At 59.4% G+C, this 23,342-nt stretch carries 14 protein-coding genes; 5 read left to right on the top strand and 9 right to left on the bottom strand.

What is annotated here, in order from left to right:
* Positions 1-332: 332 nt before the first annotated feature.
* The 3 genes from betT (at position 333) to HMPREF2920_RS07360 (ending at position 4,993) form a co-directional block, all read left to right on the top strand.
* The gene (gene betT / locus HMPREF2920_RS07370) at positions 333-2,513 is read left to right on the top strand and encodes a choline BCCT transporter BetT (protein ID WP_049190998.1); all 2,181 of its coding nucleotides are present in this window, start codon (positions 333-335) and stop codon (positions 2,511-2,513) included.
* Positions 2,514-4,082 carry an aldehyde dehydrogenase family protein gene (locus HMPREF2920_RS07365; RefSeq protein WP_049191000.1) on the top strand — a complete coding sequence of 523 codons (1,569 nt, stop codon included), beginning with the start codon at positions 2,514-2,516 and terminating at the stop codon, positions 4,080-4,082. It begins immediately after the preceding gene.
* A 143-nt stretch (positions 4,083-4,225) separates the two neighbouring features.
* Complete coding sequence (locus HMPREF2920_RS07360; protein WP_053087292.1) at positions 4,226-4,993, top strand: CDP-alcohol phosphatidyltransferase family protein; 768 nt, start codon at positions 4,226-4,228, stop codon at positions 4,991-4,993.
* Here the strand turns inward: HMPREF2920_RS07360 and HMPREF2920_RS07355 are convergent.
* Positions 4,980-5,993, bottom strand: a complete 1,014-nt coding sequence (locus HMPREF2920_RS07355; RefSeq protein WP_224784016.1) for a hypothetical protein — start codon at positions 5,991-5,993, stop codon at positions 4,980-4,982. The genes HMPREF2920_RS07360 and HMPREF2920_RS07355 overlap by 14 nt on opposite strands.
* Positions 5,994-6,195: 202 nt before the next feature.
* Between HMPREF2920_RS07355 and HMPREF2920_RS07350 the strand changes: the two genes are divergently transcribed.
* Both HMPREF2920_RS07350 and HMPREF2920_RS07345 read left to right on the top strand, forming a co-directional pair.
* Positions 6,196-7,680: a YeeE/YedE thiosulfate transporter family protein gene (locus HMPREF2920_RS07350; RefSeq protein WP_049191002.1), complete on the top strand. Its 1,485-nt coding sequence runs from the start codon at positions 6,196-6,198 to the stop codon at positions 7,678-7,680.
* A 76-nt stretch (positions 7,681-7,756) separates the two neighbouring features.
* Positions 7,757-8,428 carry a YdhK family protein gene (locus HMPREF2920_RS07345; RefSeq protein ID WP_172954625.1) on the top strand — a complete coding sequence of 224 codons (672 nt, stop codon included), beginning with the start codon at positions 7,757-7,759 and terminating at the stop codon, positions 8,426-8,428.
* 201 nt (positions 8,429-8,629) lie between these two features.
* On the opposite strand, the gene HMPREF2920_RS07340 is transcribed toward HMPREF2920_RS07345, so the two are convergent.
* The 8 genes from HMPREF2920_RS07340 to HMPREF2920_RS07305 form a co-directional block, all read right to left on the bottom strand.
* Positions 8,630-10,312 carry a dipeptide ABC transporter ATP-binding protein gene (locus tag HMPREF2920_RS07340; RefSeq protein WP_070854122.1) on the bottom strand — a complete coding sequence of 561 codons (1,683 nt, stop codon included), beginning with the start codon at positions 10,310-10,312 and terminating at the stop codon, positions 8,630-8,632.
* Complete coding sequence (locus HMPREF2920_RS07335; RefSeq protein ID WP_049191009.1) at positions 10,309-11,289, bottom strand: ABC transporter permease; 981 nt, start codon at positions 11,287-11,289, stop codon at positions 10,309-10,311. Before HMPREF2920_RS07335 ends, HMPREF2920_RS07340 begins: the two co-directional genes overlap by 4 nt.
* Positions 11,282-12,208, bottom strand: a complete 927-nt coding sequence (locus HMPREF2920_RS07330) for an ABC transporter permease (protein WP_016421610.1) — start codon at positions 12,206-12,208, stop codon at positions 11,282-11,284. The genes HMPREF2920_RS07335 and HMPREF2920_RS07330 overlap by 8 nt, the downstream gene beginning before the upstream one ends.
* Before the next feature lie 4 nt (positions 12,209-12,212).
* Positions 12,213-13,958, bottom strand: a complete 1,746-nt coding sequence (locus HMPREF2920_RS07325) for a peptide ABC transporter substrate-binding protein (RefSeq protein WP_070854121.1) — start codon at positions 13,956-13,958, stop codon at positions 12,213-12,215.
* A gap of 499 nt (positions 13,959-14,457) precedes the next feature.
* Positions 14,458-16,086 (bottom strand): protein adenylyltransferase SelO family protein, encoded by a 1,629-nt coding sequence (locus HMPREF2920_RS07320; RefSeq protein ID WP_070854120.1) that lies wholly within the window; start codon positions 16,084-16,086, stop codon positions 14,458-14,460.
* 140 nt (positions 16,087-16,226) lie between these two features.
* Positions 16,227-18,458, bottom strand: a complete 2,232-nt coding sequence (locus HMPREF2920_RS07315; RefSeq protein WP_070854119.1) for a 3-hydroxyacyl-CoA dehydrogenase NAD-binding domain-containing protein — start codon at positions 18,456-18,458, stop codon at positions 16,227-16,229.
* Positions 18,459-18,532: 74 nt separating this feature from the next.
* The gene (locus HMPREF2920_RS07310; RefSeq protein WP_048734356.1) at positions 18,533-19,768 is read right to left on the bottom strand and encodes an acetyl-CoA C-acetyltransferase; all 1,236 of its coding nucleotides are present in this window, start codon (positions 19,766-19,768) and stop codon (positions 18,533-18,535) included.
* Positions 19,769-20,047: 279 nt separating this feature from the next.
* The gene (locus tag HMPREF2920_RS07305; protein ID WP_070854118.1) at positions 20,048-23,257 is read right to left on the bottom strand and encodes a type I restriction endonuclease subunit R; all 3,210 of its coding nucleotides are present in this window, start codon (positions 23,255-23,257) and stop codon (positions 20,048-20,050) included.
* Positions 23,258-23,342: the final 85 nt, after the last annotated feature.

Here is a 23,342-nt window from a genome sequence, read left to right as displayed (position 1 = left end):
GTAGGTTGTTTGCCGATGCATATCGGAATGGTTTTCAAGGACTGTGATAAGCCCCGATAAGCCCCAAGTAATATTTAAAGGCGGGCCCTATATATTGATATTGGAATAAGTGGCCGGAGGCGTATCTCAAATCCCCTTCACCTATATAGAATGCCACACAATTGGTATTCAATTCCAGTTGGAATGATTTTAAACGTCTTGAAAACTGGGTAAATATGCAGGTGAAGGTGTTGATGTTGGTATTGGAGAATTCTTCTGAATCGATTCTTAAACTTGAGGGATTATTCAAACTAGGTATGCTGGGTTAGTTCCCGAATCTGAAGGATTTTCCTATGTCTGATACTCCGCCAACTGAGAAGGTAACGGAGGAAAAATCTGGATCGTCGCAAGGAATGCAGCGATCGCAGTCGGCCCCTCCACAACAAGCGCAAGCGAGTGTGACCTCCGAGCCTGAGGTCAACTGGCCTGTATTTATTATTTCAGGTGTTGGCATTCTTGCCATTGCCCTGTGGGCTATTTTTGCCCCGGACAATGCAGCGGACACCCTAGCTGGCATTGTCGCCTGGGTATCGAAGAACTTCGGCTGGTTCTATATTGTGACCGCGACGGTGGCAGTGCTCTTCATGCTCTACGTCGCTATCTCGCGAACGGGACAGATTAAGCTCGGCCCCGATCACGCCAAGCCTCAGTTTGGTCTGTTCTCCTGGGCCTCTATGCTCTTTGCGGCGGGTATCGGCATTGACCTGCTCTTCTTCTCGGTAGCGGAGCCGGTGGCACAGTTTTATGGCCCGCCGACCGGAGACGCGGAGACCATCGAAGCTGCACGTCAGGCAGTGGTGTTCACGCTCTTCCACTATGGCGTGACCGGTTGGGCACTCTACGCCCTGATGGGTATGGCATTCGGCTACTTCGCGTATCGCCTGAACATGCCGCTGACCATTCGTTCGGCGCTCTATCCGATTATCGGCAAGCGCATCCACGGCCCCGCTGGTGAAGCGGTCGAAATCGCGGCGATGCTGGGTACCGTTTTCGGTGTCGCAACCTCGCTGGGTATCGGCGTCGTCCAGCTGAATTACGGCCTGCGTGTGCTGTTCGGGGTGGATGAGAGTACGTCCTGGCAGATCGCTCTAATCGTCGTGGCCGTATCGGTGGCTATCGCCTCCGCAGTTTCCGGTGTCGACAAGGGAATTCGTCGTCTCTCGGAGCTCAACGTTGGCCTGGCTATCTGCTTGATGCTCTACATCCTGGTTACCGGCCGCACCGCGTTCCTGTTTGACGCACTGGTGATGAACGTCGGTGAGTACGTCTCGAAGTTCCCGTCCATGACTATGGATACCTACGCGTTCTCCGGAGCGCAGGAATGGTTGAACTCCTGGACCCTGTTCTTCTGGGCTTGGTGGGTGGCCTGGGCACCGTTCGTCGGTTTGTTCCTGGCTCGCATTTCCCGTGGCCGTAGTCTGCGTCAGTTTGTCGTCGGCACGCTGACCATTCCATTCCTCTTCGTTCTGATGTGGGTATCGGTGTTCGGTAACTCGGCTCTGGACCTGGTTATCGGTGGCGATTCGGAGTTTGGGCAGACTGCATTGGATTACCCGGAGCGCGCCTTCTACCTTCTGCTAGAGCAGTACCCGGCACCGATGTTGGTGGCGGCAGTCGCCTCCCTGATCGGTCTGCTGCTCTACATCACCTCGGCTGACTCGGCAGCACTGGTGATGAGTAACTTCACTTCGAAGATCACCGACACACAGCAGGACGGTAAGAAGTGGACCCGTATTTTCTGGGCTGTCGTGGTCGGTGTGCTGACCATCGCGATGCTCTACGTCGGCGGTATTCCGACACTGCAGTCCGCGACGATTGTGATGGGCCTGCCGTTCGCCTTTGTCATCTATCTGGTGATGTATGGCCTCTTTAAGTCGCTGCGACTGGAGCTGCTGCAACAGGATTCGACACGTCGAGCCCTCCATGGGGCGATGTCGGGCCGCGCCGTAGATGGCGAACAGGGCGACTGGCGTAAGCGACTTGCCCGCTCCATGTCCTTCCCGGGCAAGAAGCCAGTCATGCGCTACCTCGACCGAGTGGTACAGCCCGCGCTTGAACAGGTGGCAGAAGCTATCAGGGATCGTGGCGGCGAAGTGACGCTGCACCGTGAACCAGCAGAAGAAGTTGGCATCGACCAGATTGACCTGCAGGTCGGTTTCGGCGAGGAGATGAGCTTCCGCTACCAGGTCTATCCGGTTGAACACTTGACGCCGTCTTTCGCTGGCCTGGTACACCTGGACAGTGATGCTGATATTTACTACTACCGTCTCGAGGTCTTCACGCTTACCGGCTCGCTCGGCTACGACGTCTATGGCTACACCCAAGAGCAGCTGATTTCCGACGTCCTCGACCTCTACGAACGGCACTTGGAGTTCCTGCATATGCAGTCTGATCTCCCGGGCACCTCAGATCTGTCCGATAATGCCGAACCTGTCCGCGAATGGTCTGATGACTACGCCAAGGAGGATTCCTAAATGACCTTTAAGCCTTCCACTACTGATAAGGCTCTCGCAACCGAGACCGCCAAATCTCACGAAGGGGCCGCCACGCTGTTTATCAACGGCACCTGGTCCGCTGCAGCCGCTGGCAATACTCGCACCATCGAGTGCCCGGCCGACGGCTCTTTCATCGCCGAGGTCGCAGAAGCAGACGCAACCGACACCGAGCGCGCCATCGCCGCCGCCGACGCTGCTTTCCGACGTACCGGAGAAGGTTCCTGGGCATCCTGGAGCACAGCTGAGCGCAGCAAGTTGGTACTCGATATCGGAGCTGCCATCAGGCAGCGCAAGGACGAATTTGCCTGGGCAGAGGCTATGGATACCGGCAAGCGCCTGCCTGAGGCGGCAGCCGATATGGATGACATCATTGCCTGCTTTGAGTACTTCGGGAAGCTCGCGGGCAATGATGCCGGTCGTCTCGTGGATGCGGATGACCCGTCCGTCGTCGCGCGTATTGTGCGTGAACCTGTTGGTGTCTGTGGCCTGATTACGCCGTGGAACTACCCACTGCTGCAGACCGCATGGAAGGTTGCACCGGCGCTGGCCACGGGCAATACCTTTGTGCTCAAGCCGGCGGAGCTGACTCCGCACACAGCAATTCTGCTCATGCACGTCATCGATGATCTGGGTGTTCCGGCAGGCGTTGCCAACCTCATTACCGGAGCCGGTGCCGAAGCGGGCGCACCGCTGTCCTCGCATCCGAAGGTGGACATGGTCTCCTTCACTGGCGGTCTTGTCACTGGCAAGATTATTGCTGGTGAAGCGGCTAAGTCTGTGAAGAAGGTCGCGCTTGAGCTCGGCGGCAAGAACCCGAACATCATCTTCGCCGACGCCGATTACGAAGCCGCTTTGGACAATGCCCTCAATGCTGCGTTCCTGCACTCCGGTCAGGTGTGCTCGGCGGGCGCTCGCTTGATTGTGGAGGAGTCCATCGCCGAGAAGTTTGTCGACGATCTGGTCGAGCGCGCCGGACACATCCAGCTCGGCGGTCCGCTCGACGAGAAGGCCGAGACCGGTGCGCTGATTTCGAAGCAGCACCTGGATAAGGTCGCGGCATACGTCGATCGGGCCCGTGAACAGGGCGCTCGCGTGCGCGTTGGCGGCGAGATTGCCACCGGCGCCACCGCTGACGGTTCCGCCTCGCTTGCCGACGGCTACTTCTACCTCCCAACCGTGATTGACCAGGTCACCCGCGAAATGGACTGCGTTCACGACGAAGCCTTTGGCCCGGTGGTGACGGTGGAGACCTTCACCACGGTTGACGAGGCCATCGAGATTGGCAACGACACCGAATATGGCCTGGCCGGTGCGGTGTGGACATCCAACCGCGAGGTTTCTGAGCGCGTTTCCCGCGGGCTGCGTCACGGCACCGTCTGGATTAATGACTTTGGCCCCTACCTGCCACAGGCCGAATGGGGTGGCTTCGGCCAGTCCGGTATTGGCCGCGAGCTGGGCCCGACCGGCCTGGAAGAGTACACCGAAGCCAAGCTGGTCTACGAGAACACGGCGCCGGCTGTTACCGGTTGGTTCGAGGATCGTCGTTAAATAACTCGGCACAAGCCCGAGCAAAAATACGGGAAAACGACCCATCAGCCGTTATACTCACCGATTGAAAAAAATCGACTCTGCGCACAACTGCGATAAAGGTTTGCAGTTGTGCGCAATTTGTTCTCTAAAGGACATCTGCCGTGAACGCTTCTACTAGCTCTGACATTGCCAGTTCTGCTGCTCCCCAGACCTTCACGCGGAGGCAGCATGCTATCGCCTGGGCGGTTCACGGGTTCACGCTGACCGGTTTGGTGTGGGCAACGCTGGCGGTAGTGGCGCTTCTCGACGGCAAGCCGGAATGGATGTGGCTCTGGCTGGGTATCGCGCTTGTCGTCGACGGTGTCGATGGCAACATGGCGCGTAAGCACCACATCAAGGAAGTCGTGCCCTGGTTTAACGGTGCGGTGGTGGACAATATTGTCGACCACCTCACGTGGACGGCCATTCCTGCAGCGTTCATGGTTATGTACCTGCCGCTGGGGCCACGTCCGCTGGCGATTTTCCTGGCCATCGTAGTGTTGGTCTCCTCGATGTTCTGTTATGCCAACGAAGCCGCCAAGTCTGGGGACTACTACTTTGTGGGCTTCCCGGCGGCGTGGAATATTGTGGCAGTCCTGCTATGGGTGTGGAATGCGCCGATGGCAGTGTGTATCGCCGCAATCGTTATCTTCAGCACAATGACGCTGGTACCGCTGCACTACACGCACCCGTTCCGCGTGCAACGCGGCAAGGTGGGCAACATTGCTGCAACGTTTGTCTGGATTGTCACGACAGGCCTGCTTATCGCAATTGTGACGAAAGCGGCGTCGTTAAGCCTGACGGTGAGCCATGCGATGGTGGCCGTCAACGTTGCCGCCGGTGCGTGGCTGATTGTCGGTGGTGTGCGTCGCTCGTTTACCGGCCGGTAGCGGCGGGCAGTTGGTGCAGGATTGTGTGGATGAGGCGGTCGCGTAGCCAGCGGATGAATTCGACGGCGAAGGCGCCCACGATCATGGCGATGACGAATGCGGTGACCCACACGGGATAGTCGCGGCCGTTGAACCAGAAATAGACATACGGCGAGATAAAAGTCACCAGTGTGACCAGCAGTCCCAGCATTCGGCGCCAGAATGAGCTGCCGGTGAACATCTCCACAATTCCCCAGGTGTAGGGGATTGCCGTGATGATGTCGATAGTCCAGAGCACCCAGACATTGCCGTGGAAGCCGGGGACAAAAACTACTGGTAGCGCGCGCAGAGATGAGTAAATCAGCACCACCAGATACGCGAGCACCTTGGGGTTGTAGAGCAGCCGCCAGATCAGGTTGCGCTCAATGAGGTTCGCCCCGACTTTGCGCAGCGCATGCAGATTTTTGCTCTCCATCACCAATGTGTTGGTGCCTTCGAGCAGGTACGCCAGCATTTTTTGCTGCTCATGCGTGCCATGTGCCCACGCGTGCACTAGCGCAGTCGGCGAGAGTGCAATGGGAACAAGCGGTTCGCCACGGCGCTTCAGTGCGTCGGGAACCTCCAGGATGTCGTCGTTGAGCTTGTCGACGGCCAGTGCTGGGCCCACCACGTGCACCAAGTCATCACCGAGGATTGCGCGCACCTTGTCCACGTCGCTTTTGGGAAGCGAGCTGAGCCACAGTAGCTGCCTGGAAGACACTGCCATGCGAAGCGCGGTGCCCAGCGCCTCGGCGGCATCATCGATGGCGTAAAAGTCCTGTGTGTTGGTGTGGGCGAGTGAACGCAAGCTGTCGATTATTACGGCATTTTTGGCGTTGAGCTCGCTGAGTCGAGCGACGCCGGAGATTTCGACGACCTGCTCCGCGTCGATGGCGAATGTCCGGGTAAAAGGCAGATCGATTATGGAGCGCAGCACAAGGAATCGCTGTACCGGGGTCATCGCGAAACTTTTTGCACTCACAACTTTCCACACTGCCACAAAGTGGAACTCGGAGTGGTGAATCCTTCCTGGACGACAGTGTTATATACGGTTCGGTCTGTCTAGTGGGGGGTGCGGTTATCCTGCAAAAACGCAATAAACTTGGACTTTTCTCTGCGTATAAAGTAGTTTCCTAAACACCAGATAGACAGGTCTGTCCACAAAACTTAGGAGAACTACTTTCATGCTCATCTCAGGACTAGCGCTGGGCGCCGTGCTCGGCTTTGTTATGCAGCGAGGACGTTTCTGCGTCACCGGTTTCCTGCGCGATATCTTCACTCAGCGCAGCTGGCGCGGCTTCGTCGCCTTGCTGATTGTTATTTCCGTCCACGCCATCGGCCTGGCCGCACTGACCAGCGCCGGCGTGATTACTCCCGAATACAACGAACTGGCACCGGTGGCCGTTATCGTCGGTGGCGTTATCTTCGGGCTGGGTATCGTCCTGGCCGGTGGCTGTGCCTCGGGTACCTGGTACCGCTCCGGTGAGGGCCTGATCGGCTCTTGGATCGCACTGGTCTTTTACGCCCTATCCGCTGCTGCTATGAAGACTGGCTTCCTGGGCGGCCTGCAGAATTCCCTGAAGGACCGCACCGTCGGCCTGACCAGCATTCATGCCTCTCTCGGCATTAGCATTTGGCCACTGGTCATCGCGCTGAGCGCCGTCACGGCATACTTCGCCGTCCGCTTCCTGCGCGAAGAATTCTCCGGCCCGCGCCCGGTAACTCTGGCACCGCGTAAGTCCGGTCTCGCGCACATCCTGGCTGAGAAGCCCTGGCACGTGTACGCCACCGCCGCCATCGTCGGTGTACTTGGCGTTATCGCATGGCCGCTGTCCGCAGCTACCGGCCGCAACGATGGCCTCGGCATCACCACTCCGTCCTCCAACCTCGCTAACTACGTTGTCACTGGTGACACCGAGCGTTTCGACTGGGGCGTCCTCCTCGTCCTCGGCATCCTCGTCGGTTCCTTCATCGCGGCCAAGGCCTCCGGTGAATTCCGTCTCCGCGTCCCGGACGCTACGCAGGGCGCTCGCTCCGTCGTCGGCGGCATCTTCATGGGTGTCGGCGCTGCGTGGGCCGGCGGCTGCACCGTCGGCAACGGCATGGTCCAGACTTCGCTGTTCAGCTACCAGGGTTGGCTCGCGCTGGCGTCCATCGCCGCAGGTGTCGCTATCGCCGCCAAGCTTTGGCTGAAGCCGTCCGCGCCTTCGCTTAGCGACGTCCCGAGCACCCCTTCCACCACCAACGACACGGCGGTATCGGCAACTGCTCCGGTCGCTTCGGCTGCTACTTCTCCTGTGTCCCTGCCGGGTAGCGAAGGTGCCGGTGCCGCTGGCACCGAGGCCTCCCCGCTGGCGGGTGCCTTTGCGGTCGCGCCGGTGGCGTTGCTCGACCGGAGCGTCGTAAAGCAAGAAGACGGCAAGCTTAAGCCACTGGGCGATGGGCGTTACGAGCTCGACACCGTCGGCGCGGTGTGCCCATTCCCGCTGATCGAGGCCAAGGACGCGATCAACAAGATTGAGATCGGCGAGGAGCTGGTGATCCCATTCGACTGCACCCAGGCCACGGATGCGATTCCGCGCTGGGCTGCGAAGGATGGCCACGAGGTCACCAACTTTGAGCAGACCGGTGAAGCTGGCTGGACGATTTCCGTCCGCCGCGGGCGATAAGCCCTGGTGAAGCTGGGGGAGCGTTGTTAGGGTGAGGGCATAGATTGATTGACATCAACAACAAAGGAGCTCAACCATGGCAAAGAATATTCGACCACTAGATGCTCTCGTAGCCGCGGGTGCCGCCAGCGTCCTTGTGCTGGCCGGTTGCTCCTCCGATGATTCGGCTAGTACTGAGGCAAGCAGCACTGTTAGCGAAACCAGCTCTTCCGTGTCGGCCACCAGCTCTGAGGGGCATGACGACATGGATGATATGGACGATGCCGATGAGCATGGCGGTCATGGTGACCATGGTGATGACGCGATGGCCGGCCATGACCATCCGGCCGATGGTGGTCCGGCTCCAGAGGGAATGATTGCGGCGGACAACGCGAAGTTCCCGGTCGGCAGTGAAGTGCAGGTTCTCGCCGATCACATGCCGGGCATGAAGGGTGCAGAAGGCAAGGTTGTTGGTGTTTTCAACACCACTACCTACTCCGTTTCCTACACCCCGACCGATGGCAGTGAGCCGGTGAAGGACCACCGCTGGGTCGTTCATGAGGAGCTGGAGAACCCAGGCGAAGCACCGCTTGCCGACGGCTCCGAGATCACCATCAACGCCGAGCATATGGCGGGCATGAAGGGGGCCAAGGGCACTGTTGACTACTCCACCCAGGAGCCGGTGTACATGGTCGACATTGACGATGATGGTATGACCATGAAGAACCACAAGTGGGTTACTGAAAGCGAGCTTGCTCCGGAGGACTAGCAGGCTGTCTGGACGGTCTTTCCGGATAGCTTTCTCTCTTCTCCCGCTCAATCCGCTCCGACTCAAAATCGCCCAGCCACTTCACGACACCTATGTCACCTCATGCCGCCTCCACAGCTGGTACGAGGTGACGCCTGTGTCGTGAAGTGGCCCAGAGGGGGGGCGGAGCGAAGTGCCCTGGGGAAACAGGCCACTGCCCAGCTACAGATCCAAATCCAACGACGCACCTGGGATGGCGTCCAGCAGCCGCTGGGTGTATTCCTTCTCCGGGTGGTCGAAGAGATCGTCGGTCGGACGGTGTTCAACCATCTTGCCGTGCTCCATCACGATGACCTCATCAGCCACCTGCCGCACCACAGCGAGGTCGTGCGTAATAAAGAGGTAGGCCAAATCCATCTCTTCCTGCAGCTCAGCGAGTAGTTCGAGCACCTGAGCCTGCACCACCACGTCGAGGGCCGATACTGCCTCGTCACAGACCACAACCTCAGGGTTCAGGGCCAGCGCACGCGCAATCGCCACACGCTGACGCTGACCACCCGACAGCTCACCGGGGAAGCGGCGCCCCATCTCCGCGGGAAGTGCGACGCGGTCGAGAAGCTCGAATACGCGCTGCTCACGCTCCTTCTTGGTGCCAATCTTGTGAATCCGCAGCGGCTCCTCGATGGAGGAATGCACCGTGCGCATCGGGTCCAGCGTCGCATACGGGTTCTGGAAAATCGGCTGAATGCGACGCCGCAGCTCCAGCTCCTCTTTACGACTCCGGCCCTGGACGCGTTTGCCGTCGAAAAGCACTTCGCCTTCGGTCGGATCGAGCAGCCCCAGCGCCATGTTGGCGACAGTGGACTTGCCCGAACCGGATTCGCCCACGATTCCGATGGTGCGACCGCGACGCAGCGTAAAGCTGATGTCATCGACGGCGCGGAAGGAATCCTTGCGCCACGGACGGTCGCCGCGGATGGCAAAGTCGCGCACCAAGTTCTTCGCGACCAGAATCTCCTTCTGGTCCGCATCCGATGTCGTCGGCGCCGCCACCACGCGATCACCGCGCCGGGCAGCCAGCGATGGAGCCGCCGCGATTAGCTGCTTGGTGTATGGATGCTGCGGGCGGGTGAGAACTTGCAGGGCAGGGCCGGTCTCCACGACACGTCCTGCTTGCATAACGACGAGTCGGTCAGCGCGCTCGGCAGCCAAACCGAGATCATGAGTAATAAGCACCACGGACGTGCCGAGTTCGCTAGTGAGCTTGTCGAGGTGGTCGAGGATTTTCTTCGCCACGGTCACGTCGAGAGCGGACGTGGGCTCATCGGCAATCAGCAGCTTTGGGTGCGCGGCCAAGCCCATCGCGATAAGTGCGCGCTGGCGCATACCACCGGAGAACTCGTGCGGGTACTGGTCGATACGCTTTTTAGCGTTCGGCAGGCCAGCCTGTTCCAGCAGCTCAATCGCCTTTTTGTGGGCCTCGGAGCCAGTGGTGATGTTGTTGGCGCGCAGCGCCTCCTTAATCTGGGAACCGACGGTCCACACTGGATTGAGATTGGTCATCGGATCCTGGGGGACCAGGCCGATGCCGTTGCCGCGGATGCTAACAAACTCGCGGTCGGTCAGGTGTGTGATGTCACGGCCATCGAAGGTGATGGTGCCACCGGTGACTTCACCATCACCGGGCAACAGCCCCAGCGCGGCGTGGACAGTGGTGGACTTACCCGAGCCGGACTCGCCGACAATGGCGACCGTCTCACCGGGGAAAACCTCCAGGTCGACGTCATGCACCACATCGGTCAACGATTTACTGCGGCGGCCGGACGCTGTGGTCGTCGGAAAGCCAATGCAGACATCCTTCAAGGTGAGAATGGGCGCTGCGGAAGTATTGGTGTCGGTGCTCATCGACGACGCTCCTTCGGGTCGAGAGAATCCTTCAAAGCGTCACCCATGAGGATGAAGCCGAGAACGGTAATCGCCAGGGCGAGTGCTGGCCAGAACAGGTTGGACGGGGCCTGGCGGAGCACCTGCTGTGCGACAGAGATGTCGTTGCCCCAGGAAACGGTGGTCGTCGGCAAGCCAATGCCCAAGTAGGACAGCGTGGCCTCGGCGACGATGTAAATACCCAGTGAGGTCGTGGCCATGACGATGACAGGGGCGAGGCAGTTCGGCAGCACATGGCGGAAGAGAATGCCAGTGCTGGACAGACCGAGCGCCTTGGAGGCGGTGACGTATTCCTCGTTTTTCACTGAGATCACCGAGGAGCGCACCACGCGCGCCATCTGCGGCCAGCCGAAAGCGGCGAGCACGAAGACCACGGACCAGATGGTGCGTTCGGTAAACAGCTGCATCAGCACGATGCCGGCGAGAATCAGGGGGATGGCAAAGAACATGTCCGTGATGCGGGAGAGCACCGCGTCGACCCAACCGCCGAGATAGCCAGCGATGGCACCGAGGATGATGCCCACCACGGTCACGGCCAGGGTGACGCCGATGCCGACGATGACCGAGGCGCGGGCACCGTAGATGACACGGGCGTAGACGTCGTAGCCCTGCTGAGTGAAGCCCATCGGGTGGCCGTCGCGGGCTGGGGCCAGCGAGTCACGCAGGTTTGCCGCCGTCGGGTCCACAGAGGTGAACAGCGACGGGAATGCGGCCACTGCGATGGAGAGCAAAATAATGAATGCGGAAACCCAGAACAGTGGGCGGTAACGCAGGTTCTGCCAGGCCGAACCCCAGAGCCCCAGTGGCGGGGTATCCGGCAACTGCTTGTGGTCGGGGTTCGTCGCCGGGTTTGGTGCCTGCGCGGTGCCGGTATGCGCGGCGTTGGACTGCTTTTCTGGCTGAGTCGAATCTAACTGCGTCGAATCTGGCTTAGGCATAACGAATCCTCGGATCCAGGACTGCGTAGAGCAAGTCGATGAGCAAGTTGGCGAACATGTAAATAACCACCAGGATGGTCACGATGCTGACCACGGTGGGAGCTTCACCAATCTGGACGGCGTGGAAGATCAGGCCACCGATACCTGGCACGTTGAAGATGCCCTCGGTGACAATTGCGCCGCCCATCAGAGCCGCGAGATCAGCGCCGATGAAGGTCACAACGGGAATTAGCGAGTTGCGCAAGATGTGGCGGCGGGTGACTTCAGAGGTTGGCAAGCCCTTGGCGCGGGCAGTGCGTACGAAGTCAGCATGGCGTGCCGACGAGACCTCGGAACGCGTCAGTCGCAGAACATAAGCAACCGAGACGAGACCCAGCACGAATGCCGGCAGCAGCAGGGAGGTAAAGGAGGCATCGCTACCAACGGTGGGGGAGACAATCTCCCAGCGCACACCGAAGAGGTAGCGGGCCACGAAGCCGAGCACGAAGGTCGGAGTTGCGATAACCAGCAGGGACATCACCAGAACGGTGGAGTCGAAGAAGCCGCCCTTGCGCATACCGGCAATAACGCCGAGGCCGATACCGAAAATGGCCTCAATGGCAACGGCCATCAGAGCCAGGCGAATTGTAATAGGGAAGGCCAGCGCGATTTCCTCGCCGACCGAGCGACCGGAGAAGGTCTCGCCCATATCCAGGGTGAACAGGCCCTTGAGATACTCCCAGTACTGGACGAGGAAAGGCTCATCCAGGTGGTAGTGGGCGCGCAGTGCTGCGACCTGCTCCGGTGGCAGCTGCTTATCGCCAGCTAGTGCGGCGATGGGGTCGCCTGGCATGGCGAAGACCATTGCATAAATCAGCAGTGTGGCACCGAAGAATACCGGCACCATCTGCAGGAGTCTCTTTCCGATATACCAACCCATGGTGCTAGTCCTTCTCAATCATTGGGTAGTCCAAGATGCCGTCCCACATCACTACGGCATTGCGCAGCTTCGGGTTCCACGCCACCGAAGCATTGGGGTACCACAGCGGAATCGCTGGTAGGTCCTCCATCAGCACAGACTGAGCCTTGACATAAATCGGCTTGGCATCTTCTGCGCTCTTTGCCGAGGCCGCCTCCTGAATCAGCTTGTCGAACTCCGGGTTGGAGTAGTGGTTGTCATTCGAGGAGCCACCGGTGACGAACTGCGGAAGCATGTAATTGGCCACAGATGGGTAGTCAGCTGCCCAGCCAGTGCGGTAGCCGCTGGTGATGGTCTCGTTGGAGATTTCATCGCGCAGCTGCTTGAAGGTCGGGTAGGCCTTGCCGTGGGAATCGATGCCGAGGGTCTCGCCAATCATGTTGGTCACCGCTTCGACCCACTGCTGGTGTCCGCCGTCGGCGTTGTAGGCGATGTCGAACGAGCCGGTAAACGGCGCAATTTTGTTGGCTTCGGCCCACAGTTGGCGGGCCTTCTTCGGGTTGTATTCCAGCACCTCTTGGCCAGGTACGTTCGGGTCAAGGTCACCGAGCGTCAACGAGCTGAACTCGCGCGCCGGGGTGCGGGTGTCGAAGAAAATCTTCTCAGTGATTAGTTTCCGGTCAATCGCCATGGAAATCGCTTGACGACGAAGCTTGCCCTCTTCACCCGAAAAACCTGGCAGATTTCGCGGAATTGCGAAGTACTGCGAAGACGAGGTCGGGACGTTTGCGCTGGAGTCGGGGAAGTCCGTTTCGAAGCTGGCCAGGGCTGTTGGTGGAATTGTGCGTGGCAGCGTGTCCAGGCGGCCTGCCTGGAGGTCTGCATATGCGGTGTCCACGTCCGAGTAGAAGCGGTATACCAGGCCGTTGTTACGGGCCTTGTGCTCACCGGCGAAGTCATCATTGCGAACCACAGTTAGCTGGTTGTTGTGCAGCCAAGCGCGGCCTTCGGCCATCTTGTACGGTCCATTGCCGATTGGGTGTTCACCGAAAGCCTTCTTGTCTTCGAACGCGGCCTTCGGCAGCGGCATAAACGCGACATAGCCGAGGCTGAGCGGGAAGGAGGAATCTGGGTTGGTCAGATCCACGGTGAACCTCAGGTCATCGACCTTTTTCAGGCCGGAGAGGGTTTTCTCCGTGGCCTTTTCTCCCGAGACTGCATCAAAACCCTGCACGTTGGCGAAGAAGGACTGCTGCTTCTGCAGGTTCGGTCCGTAGGCAGCGTAATTCCAGGCATCGATGTAGCTCTGCGCGGTGACTGGTTCGCCGTTGTGGAAGGTCCAGCCCGGTTTCAGCGTGATGTCGAAATGAGTCGAGTCCTCGTTGGGCTTAATTTCTGCCGCATGGTCCAGGATCATCGAGCCGTCGGTGTCGTAGCGCACCAGACCTGAGTAGAGCATGCGGAGGATATCGCCACCACCGGTTTCATTGGTGTCAGTGGTGTACAGCGGCGACTGTGGTTCGGAGTTCTGGACCACAATGAACCCCGCGCCGACCTGTTGCTGGTCAGTGCTGCAGGCAGCGAGCGCGCTTCCTGGCAAGGCGATTACCAGCAAAGCCGCCAGGATCTGGCGGACATGCAGCGTGAACTTTCCTTTTCCGCTGAGCGTTGTTGCGTGCAGTTTTGTGGCACGGGACTTCTCTCGCTGTCGGAGCTTCCGCCGGAGTTTCTGCCGGGTGTGGAAGGGGCCGGAGGCAACGGGTCTATGCATCGCGAGCCTTTCTAGATTCTGCCAGATAGGCGATATGAATTTGGTGATCGGCTCACTCCAAATGACTTAGATACCCACCTCCCACCTGCATAGGCAATGGTGGTGGTGACAACTTGGGTGTGGTGGGCTCTAAGGTTTGGATACGACCGTTCAATACAGTCTCTAACCATACAAGTCCAAAAAACATATGAGTATTAATCAGGCGAACCATCCCTTATTTGACGGTGTCTTTTACCCTCGATTGGGGAGTTAATCCTGTGCAGTGGTGCAACGTTGTAACATCCTGGCACCCCCGCAGGGGTTGCCCTTTGGTTCTCCGCGCCGCTGGCACTCAGTCAGGGCCCTACCCGCGTTGGGCCCGTCCGCGGGGCCCATCCGCGACTTCACGACAGCTATGTCACCTCATGCCACCTCCACAGCTGGCACGAGGTGACACCTGTGTCGTGAAGTGGGCTTTGGAAGAGGAAGTGGACTTTGGAGGAGGCGGAGAGGCAGCGCATTAAGTCCCACAGTACGAGTGGAAAGCACCCAACTCCCGCGGTGCCGGCTCCGTGAACCCCGCAGGGACGTCTTGCGACTCAAAGGGGTTGGTTACCGCCTCCAGCAGGTGCCGGTAGTCGGTCAGATCCCCCGCCCCTGCCGCCGCTAACGCTTCCGTGACCAGGTAGTTTCGCGGAATATACAGCGGATTCGTTTCCTCCATAAGTGCCAGGGCCGTCGCCTGGTCGATTCCCAGCTCCTCCCGCGTCCGCTGCCACAACTGCTCCCACTCAGTCGCGGCAGCGGGGAACGCAGGATCATCAGACAGCCTGGTCAGCGCGGTCAGCGCAGTGAAATCCTGCCCATCACCATCGGCCAGAGCCTCAATCAGCGCCCGATGAGCATTCGCGTGGTCGAGCCCAAACTTCGCCAGCAACGCCTGCCACTGCTGTACCAAGGGGATGGCCAGCGGGTCGTCGTAAAGCGAGGGGAGAATCCCCAACTTGGGCAGCCACCTGCGGCTGAGCGCATCGGTGAACTCGTCGGCGAATTCTCCCAGGATGTCGCGGGCGCGTGCGAGGGCATCCTCCGGGGTGCCTGCGAAATGCGGTAGCAAAGTCTCCGCGAGCTTCGACATGTTCCACCCGGCAATCGTCGGCTGCGCGCCGAACGCGTATCGACCGCCTCGATCAATGCTGCTAAACACCGCCCGGGGGTCGTGCGCATCCAGAAACGCACACGGCCCGAAGTCGATGGTCTCGCCCGCGATGCTGGCATTGTCGGTGTTCATCACGCCGTGAACAAAACCGCAGGCCAACCACGCCGCAACGAGATTGGCTTGCCGCTTGACGACGTCCCGGAGAACCGACTCCGCCGAACCTTCGTAGCCATGCCGCTGCGCGGCGAACTCGATGAGCCGATCCATGATTCCGGTGTCCGTTCCGGAGCGAGCGACCAGCTCGAACGTGCCAACTCGCAGGTGGCTGGATGCTACGCGCACGACGATGCCACCCGGTTGAAGTTCGGTGGTGGGGTCGGTGTTGTCGAATGGGGTTTGCGAGCCGCGGTAAATCTCTTCGCCGGTTTTGATGACCGCCAGCGCGCGGGTGGTGGGGATGCCGAGCGCATACATGGCTTCGCTGATGAGGTACTCCCGCAGCGCGGAGGTCAGCGTGGCTTTGCCGTCACCGCCACGGGAAAAGGGCGTGGGGCCGGTGCCTTTCGCCTGAATCTCGTAGGCCTGGGTGTTGTCGCTGTGGGTTGTCTCTTTGGGGCAGTCGGGCTGGTTAGGCGGACAGTGCAGCCCAGTCAGCCCCGGTTCAACCTCAACTGTGGCAAGCAAGAGCGCGCGACCATCACCGAGTAGGCCTGCGAAGTTGCCGAACTGGTGGCCGGCATAGGCCGTGGCCATCGGGGTTGTGTATGCGCCGAGTGGGGTATCGGTTTCCTGGCCGACTCCGTGATCGGCGCCGTGGCCAGTGAGGAACTTCAGGCCAGCCTCCGAGCGAAGCCACTGCGGGGAGAGGCCGAGTTGGGTCGCGAGCTCGTCGTTAAGCATGACCAGCTGCGGCGATGGGGCATCAAACCCCTGCTGGTCGATAGCGAGTTCAGGCAGTGCGGTGGGCAGATCAGCGACGTTTCTAGCCATGTGCGCAGTTTAACGGGTAGGCCGAATTGGGGTTGGCGCGCTGGTGCGTTCAGCGGTGCTACGCCGTTGACGTGGCCTCGAAGGCGAAAAACCCCGGTTACTGGAACAATTCCAGCAACCGGGGTGCGCTCGGGGTAGTCCTACTTCTTCAGGGACTCCGGAGCGTTGAAGCGCTCACCGTGCTTAGCGGCCAGCTCTTCGGCGCGCTCGACGAAGCCCGCGACGCCGCGGCGCTCCGGGTGAGCTGCGGCCGGGTCGACAACAGTGGCGCCGTCGTAGTTCTTAATGAACTGGCGAGTACCACCGGTCCAGGCCGGGTAGCCGATACCGAAGATGGAGCCGATGTTGCCGTCGGCGTCGTGAAGCAGAACGCCCTCGTCGACGCACTTCTGAGTCTCGATGGCCTCGATGAAGAGCATGCGGTCGACCAGCTCCTGCAGGTCGGTGTCCTCCGGAGCGATCGGGGCGATGTTCAGCTCCTCACGGAGCTCATTGAACAGGCCCGGCCAGAGACCGGAGCGCTTGCCGTCGACGTACTCGTAGAAGCCCTTACCCTCGAGCTTGCCCGGGCGCTCGAACTTGTGCAGCATGGCCTCGACCAAAGCCGGTACGCCGCCCTCGTCCAAGGTCTGACCTGCGGCCTCGGCGGCAGCGCGGGTCTCGCCAGCGATCTTCTCCATGAGCTTGAGGTTCAGCTCGTCGGCAAGCTGGAGCTGCGGTGCCGGGTAACCAGCCTGGCGACCAGCGGCCTCGATGATGGCCGGGTCGTAGCCCTCGGCAACCATGCGCAGGGCCTCGTTGATGACGGTGCCGATGACGCGGGAGGTGTAGAAACCGCGGGAGTCGGTAACGACAATCGGAATCTTGCGAATTGCAACAGCGAAGTCCAGCGAAGCGGCGAGGATTGCCGGGTCGGTGTTGTCGCCGGAGATGATCTCAATCAGCTGCATCTTGTCCACCGGGGAGAAGAAGTGCAGACCGATGAAGTCCTTCTCACGCTTGACGTGGGAAGCCAGCTCGGTGATTGGCAGGGTGGAGGTGTTGGAGCCCAGGATGCAGGTCTCCGGAACCGCAGCCTCGATTTCGGCGTGAACCTTGTGCTTGAGGTCGGTGTTCTCGAAGACGGCCTCGATGACCAGATCGACGTCGGACAGGTCGTCGTAGGACTCGGTCGGCTTGATGCGGTTCAGCAGTGCTGCGGACTTCTCCTCAGTGGTGCGACCGCGCTTGAGAGCCTTCGCCTCCAGCCCCTCGGAGTAGGCCTTGCCACGCTCGGCGTTTTCCAGGGAAATGTCCTTCAGGACAACTTCCATGCCAGCCTTTGCACACACGTATGCAATACCTGCGCCCATCATGCCGGCACCAACGACGGCAACCTTCTTGAACTCGCGCTTCGGGTACGGGGTGCCGTCAGCCTGCAGCGGACGGGAGCCGCCGCCCTGAGCGTGATTGAGGTCGAAGAAGAACGCCTGCATCATGTTCTTCGACTGAGTGCCGGTGACCAGCTCGGTGAAGTAGCGGGACTCGACACGCAGTGCGGTGTCGATGTCGACCTGAGAGCCCTCGATGGCAGCCTGCATCGCAAGGCGCGGAGCCTTCATCGGGGAGCCCTTGAGCTGCTTGGTCAGGTTTGCCGGGAAGGACGGCAGGTTCATTGCGAACTTAGGAGTCTTCGGGTCGCCGCCCGGAATCTTGAAGCCCTTCTCGTCCCACGGCTGTGCGGCCTTGGCATCTTCGCTGGTCAGCCATGCTCGAGCAGTGTCAATGAGCTGCTCCGGAGCAACAACCTCGTCAACGAGACCAGCTGCGAGGGCCTTGCCCGGGTTCATCTGAGCGCCGGTCAGAATGACCTTCATCAGCGCGTCCTGAATACCCAGCATGCGAACGACGCGGGAGACACCGCCGCCACCCGGCAGGAGGCCGAGGGTGACCTCTGGCAGGCCAATCTTGGAACCGCGGGCATCAGCCGCAACGCGGTGGTTAGCAGCCAGCGCGACCTCGAGGCCGCCGCCCAGTGCTGCGCCGTTGATGGCAGCAACAATCGGCACCGGGAGCTTCTCCAGGCGACGCAGGGAGGCCTTCATGTCCTCGACCATGTTGAACATGTCAGCTGCATCGTCCTCAGTGGCCTTGGACATCTGCTTGATGTCGCCGCCTGCGAAGAAGGTCTTCTTCGCAGAGGTGATGATGATGCCCTTGATGGAGGTCTCAGAGCCGTCGCCAATTTCGTTTTCCAGGCGCTCCACGGTGGCGCGGATGTCGTCCTGGAAAGTCTTGTTCATGGTGTTGACCGGTGCGTTCGGGTCATCCATGGTGAGGGTGACGATTCCGGCGTCGTCCTGATCCCACCGGAACATGTTATCTGTGCTCATAAATCAGTCAGTCCTTTGTGGTTATCGCGGTGTGACCGCGGTAATTGTCGCTGTGAGTTTCGTTCCGGTTTGCTTTAGACGCGCTCGATGATGGTTGCAACACCCATGCCGCCAGCCACGCAGAGCGAGATGAGAGCGTAGCGGCCACCGGTGCGGTGCAGCTCGTCGATTGCGGCGCCGGTGATCATGGCACCGGTTGCACCCAGCGGGTGACCCATGGCCATTGCGCCACCGTTGATGTTGAGCTTGTCGTAGTCGATGCCCAGGTTCTGCTGAGCGTGCTTGACGACGGCGGCAAACGCCTCGTTGATTTCCCACACGTCGATATCGTCGACCGTCAGGTTGGCCTTGGCCAGAGCCTCGCGGACAGCCGGCTCGATACCGGTCAGCATGATGGTCGGCTCGACACCATTGACGGCGGTGGCGACAACGCGTGCGCGCGGGGTCAGACCCATGTCTGCGCCGGCCTTCTCAGAGCCGACCAGAGTCAGCGCAGCGCCATCGACGATGCCGGAGGAGTTACCTGCGTGGTGGACATGGTTGATGCGCTCAAGCTGCGGGTACTTCTTCAGTGCAACTGCGTCGAAGCCACCCTGCTCGCCCATCATGGTGAAGGCTGCGCGCAGGCCGGAGAGGGATTCTGCGGAGACACCTTCGCGGATGGTCTCATCGCGGTCGAGGATGGTCAGGCCGTTAGCGTCCTTGACTGGGACGACGGAGCGGTCGAAGCGGCCCTCAGACCAAGCCTTTGCGGCACGGGCGTGGGAGAGCGCTGCCATTTCGTCGAGGGACTCGCGGTCAAAGCCGTCGAGCGATGCAATCAGGTCAGCGGAGATACCCTGCGGGACGAAGTCAGTTGCGAACGAGACCTGTGCATCCATTGCCATTGCGCCGCCGTCGGACATCATTGGCACGCGGGACATGGACTCGACGCCACCGGCGAGGACGAGCTCGTCCATGCCGGAGCGGACCTTCTGAGCAGCCAAGTTGATGGCGGAGAGGCCGGAAGCGCAGAAGCGGTTGATCTGGACACCGCCGGTGCGGTACGGCAGGCCTGCGGTGAGTGCTGCGGTGCGGGCAATGTCCGCACCCTGGTCGCCGACCGGGCTGACGCAGCCAACGATGAGGTCGCTGATGCGTTCTTCATCCAGCTCCGGGAAGCGGTTGCGAATTTCGTCGATGAGGCCGACGAGAAGTGATACCGGGCGTACCTCGTGGAGGGAGCCGTCCTTCTTGCCCTTGCCGCGCGGGGTGCGAATTGCCTCGTAGATGAAGGCTTCGCCGCCCGGCTGAATGGTGGCGGAAGTCATGTGTTTTTACCTCACAGATTCGTCGTAAAGTGTCGTGCGTCACTCTATAACGAATGGCGGATTGCCGGGGGTGATTTGAGGGGTGCTGGGGAGAAAGTTGACTCGCCGTAGTCTCTCACCTGGGGGTATGGGAGAAACCGGGGGTAATTACATAAGTAGTTTTGGTGATGTGGCGCGAGAGTGGGGCGGTAACGGTCTGTCATGTGAAGGTCCAATCGTTACGCCTGTCCAGCTGCCACGCCCGCCCCTCCAGGCCCCGCAAAAGCCCGCCCGCAACCATCAAGCCGCCTCTCCATCATCCTCCGCGAACCCCAAGTTCCGATAGCGCTCGACAAAGGCCTGGATGCGCTGAAGCACCCGCGTCTTGACCTTTTCACGCTCATTACCTGGAGTAAACCGCGACATTGGCGGAAGAACTCGAACAATTCCGGTGCCAAGCGTGCTGACAATGCCAGTGGTTAGCGCCTCTTCAATGAAAGATTGCGCAGTGGGCATCCGCAGCTTCTCTTCAGTGATGATCGCATTGAGTTCATCCGTGCGTTTGGTCCTGATGAATTCCTCCCACTGCTCGTCAACGGGCTGTGTCAGGCTCACGGTGTTGACAAATTCTTCAATCAGATCGCGCTTGTTCCGCAGTGATGGGCTGGAGTTTGCAGCGCGAGAAATCTGGGCACGAATTTCTTCTCTCTCGTCACTGCCGTGGGTTTCGCGGTATTGCTCGACGAGCATGAGAATGTAGTCGACATTGATCTCTACCTGCTTAATCAGCTCCATCTCGAAGACCACATCTTCGTTGATGGACTCCCGTTCCCCGTCGCTTTCAGTACGGAATTCCGCGAACAGGTCGAGGTAGATACTGCGGTAGTCTTGCTCCTGGCGAGGCGTCAGCAGCGCGTCATCGGCGAATTGGTCGAAGGAGGTCAGGATGTTTTGGACACGCAGAATCGCGCCGAAAAGCTTGATGAACTCTTTTTTCGCCTTCTCGCCAACAATGACCTTATCCAGCGGGTATTCCTGGAGCAGCTGATTCACTAGCTCGGCGTATTCCGCAAAGTACTCAGCGTAGGGCTTGAGCAGCACTACGCTTTGCGCATCGGTGTCGCCGAAGAGCCGCAGCGCCTCATTTGTGGCATCTTCGAGGTCTCGGAAGCAGACAATGTTGCCGTACGTCTTGACTGAGTTGAGGATTCGGTTGGTACGCGAGAACGCCTGAATCAACCCGTGGTATTTCAGGTTCTTGTCGACGAACAGGGTGTTCAAGGTGGTGGCATCGAACCCGGTGAGGAACATGTTGACCACGATGGTCATATCGACTTCCCTGTTCTTCATTCGCAGGGAGAGGTCTTTGTAGTAGTTCTGGAATTTCTCGGCTGAGGTGTCGTAGTTGGTCTTGAAATATCCGTTGTAGTCGGCAATCGCCGCTTCCAGGTAATCGCACGCAACCTTGGGTAGCTGCTCGGGCTCCATGCCTTCTTCACGGAGCAAGCCTGTCTCGTCGGCCACGGCAGTAGCTGCCGCAGCGTTTTTCTTTTCGCTTGACGACGGAATCGTCGGTGACTCATCCTTTTCGGCCTCATTTGGCGCGAATGAGTAAATCATGGCGATCTTCAGCCGCTCTGCTTCCGGCAGTGACGCTTGCGCTTCTTTGAAGAGGTTGTAATAGGTGTAGGCAGCCTCAACAGAAGCGGTGGCGAAGATAGCATTGAAGCCACGAACTCGTTGATTTTTCTTTATTTCCTTAATGCGACCGCGGTGTCGGGCCTTTGCTGAGGCGGATACGTTCTCGACAACGCGGTGTTCGTAGAAGGTTTCCCGCTTCGTTTTCTGCGCGAAGTGTTCGAGCGTGTAGTCGACGACGTTTTTCAGGCGTGGTTCCGCCAGGAGTGCGCCTTCGGTGTCGATGCCTGTGACTTCCTTGTCTTTAACGTTTCCAACCGAGATGGTGTTGACGTAGTCAATCCGGAAGGGCAGGACATTTCTATCGGTGATGGCGTCAACGATGGTGTAGGCGTGGAGTCGTTTGCCGAAAGCCTGCTCGGTGGTTTTGAGGTTGGCCTTGGTGCCGCTGGTGGAGTTGTCGGCGAAGATGGGCGTTCCGGTGAATCCGAAGAGGTTGTACTTTTTGAATGCCTTCGTGATGGCAGTGTGCATGTCACCGAATTGGGAGCGGTGGCATTCGTCGAAGATGATGACTACGTGCTTGCTGTAGACATCGTGGTGTTTGTTGCCTGCGATGAAGTTCGACAGCTTCTGAATTGTGGTGATGATGATGGCCGCATCGTCGTCTTCCAGCTGCTTCTTCAGCACGGCGGTCGAGGTGTTGGAGTTGGCAGCACCCTTTTGGAAGCGGTCATACTCACGCATGGTTTGGTAGTCGAGGTCCTTGCGGTCGACGACAAAAAGGACCTTATCGACATGCGAGAGTTTACTAGCCAGCTGTGCTGTCTTGAATGAGGTGAGGGTTTTCCCCGAACCGGTCGTGTGCCAGATGTAGCCGCCGGCCTCCGTGGTGCCAAGGCGTTCACGATAGTTATTGGAAATCTCAATTCGTTGCAGAATCTTCTCAGCAGCGACAATCTGGTACGGGCGCATCACCAGTAGTTCTTCCGCGGCGGTGAAGACGCAGAACTTAGTCAGAATATTGAGAAGCGAGTGCTTGGACAGGAATGTCTTAGTGAAGCCAACAAGATCCCGGATGGGTTGGTTGTTTGCGTCAGCCCACCACGATGTGAATTCAAAGCTCTTAGCACCGCGTGCTGGGCGGCCTTTTCCTCCCGTTTCCTTGATGTGCAGTTCACGGGTGGTGTTGGAGTAGTACTTGGTCAGCGTGCCGTTACTGATGACAAACAGCTGCACATAATCGAACAAACCGTCGCCAGACCAGAAAGAGTCACGCTGGTAGCGCCTGATCTGGTTAAAGGCTTCACGCAGCTCTACGCCACGACGCTTGAGTTCGATATGCACCATGGGAAGGCCATTGACCAGGATGGTGACGTCGTAACGATTGGAGTGTTTCGCACCGCTTTCGCCCTTTTCCACCTCGTACTGGTTAATGACCTGCAGCCGGTTGTTATGGATATTTGCTTTATCCAGCAGTCGGATGTTTTTGCTCGTGCCGTCGTCACGCGTAAGAACCTGAATGTGGTCTTCGTGGATGCGACGGGTCTTTTCCTTGATTCCGTCGTTGGCACTGGTGATGCAGGTGTGATAGAACCGTTCCCATTCCGCGTCGCTGAAGGTGACGTGGTTGAGGGTTTCTAGTTGGCGGCGAAGGTTGGCAACGAGGTCTGCTTCGCTGTGGATAGGCAGGTAGTCGTAGGCCTGCGACTGGAGGATGTCGATGAGTTCCTGCTCCAGTTGCGCCTCGGTTTGGTAGTCCTCCGAGGTGCGCTCCTCGGCCTGGTACTCCGCGACGACGGTGCTCTGCTCACCGACAGCGATCGGGTCGTACTTGGTTACTCGTCGCTTGCCGACGCCGTCCTGGTTCATGCTGCCAGCACCTTTTCCATAGTGTTAATTTGAAGCGTTACTTTTATGAGTCTCTATCTTAGAGAGTCCGGGGTAGCATGGGGTC

Source organism: Corynebacterium sp. HMSC075F02 (genome assembly GCF_001838335.1).
Classification (GTDB): domain Bacteria; phylum Actinomycetota; class Actinomycetes; order Mycobacteriales; family Mycobacteriaceae; genus Corynebacterium; species Corynebacterium jeikeium_D.
Note: the sequence above shows the minus strand (reverse complement) of the source record. Positions and strands in the feature narration are given on the sequence as shown.

What these genes read in the sequence shown, in the direction of transcription:
- HMPREF2920_RS07345 (WP_172954625.1), top strand. Translation starts at nt 7,757, where the DNA reads ATGGCAAAGAATATTCGACCACTAGATGCTCTCGTAGCCGCGGGTGCC.
- HMPREF2920_RS07305 (WP_070854118.1), bottom strand. Translation starts at nt 23,257, where the DNA reads ATGAACCAGGACGGCGTCGGCAAGCGACGAGTAACCAAGTACGACCCG.
- HMPREF2920_RS07365 (WP_049191000.1), top strand. Translation starts at nt 2,514, where the DNA reads ATGACCTTTAAGCCTTCCACTACTGATAAGGCTCTCGCAACCGAGACC.
- betT (WP_049190998.1), top strand. Translation starts at nt 333, where the DNA reads ATGTCTGATACTCCGCCAACTGAGAAGGTAACGGAGGAAAAATCTGGA.
- HMPREF2920_RS07320 (WP_070854120.1), bottom strand. Translation starts at nt 16,086, where the DNA reads ATGGCTAGAAACGTCGCTGATCTGCCCACCGCACTGCCTGAACTCGCT.
- HMPREF2920_RS07350 (WP_049191002.1), top strand. Translation starts at nt 6,196, where the DNA reads ATGCTCATCTCAGGACTAGCGCTGGGCGCCGTGCTCGGCTTTGTTATG.
- HMPREF2920_RS07335 (WP_049191009.1), bottom strand. Translation starts at nt 11,289, where the DNA reads ATGCCTAAGCCAGATTCGACGCAGTTAGATTCGACTCAGCCAGAAAAG.
- HMPREF2920_RS07325 (WP_070854121.1), bottom strand. Translation starts at nt 13,958, where the DNA reads ATGCATAGACCCGTTGCCTCCGGCCCCTTCCACACCCGGCAGAAACTC.
- HMPREF2920_RS07310 (WP_048734356.1), bottom strand. Translation starts at nt 19,768, where the DNA reads ATGACTTCCGCCACCATTCAGCCGGGCGGCGAAGCCTTCATCTACGAG.
- HMPREF2920_RS07330 (WP_016421610.1), bottom strand. Translation starts at nt 12,208, where the DNA reads ATGGGTTGGTATATCGGAAAGAGACTCCTGCAGATGGTGCCGGTATTC.
- HMPREF2920_RS07340 (WP_070854122.1), bottom strand. Translation starts at nt 10,312, where the DNA reads ATGAGCACCGACACCAATACTTCCGCAGCGCCCATTCTCACCTTGAAG.
- HMPREF2920_RS07315 (WP_070854119.1), bottom strand. Translation starts at nt 18,458, where the DNA reads ATGAGCACAGATAACATGTTCCGGTGGGATCAGGACGACGCCGGAATC.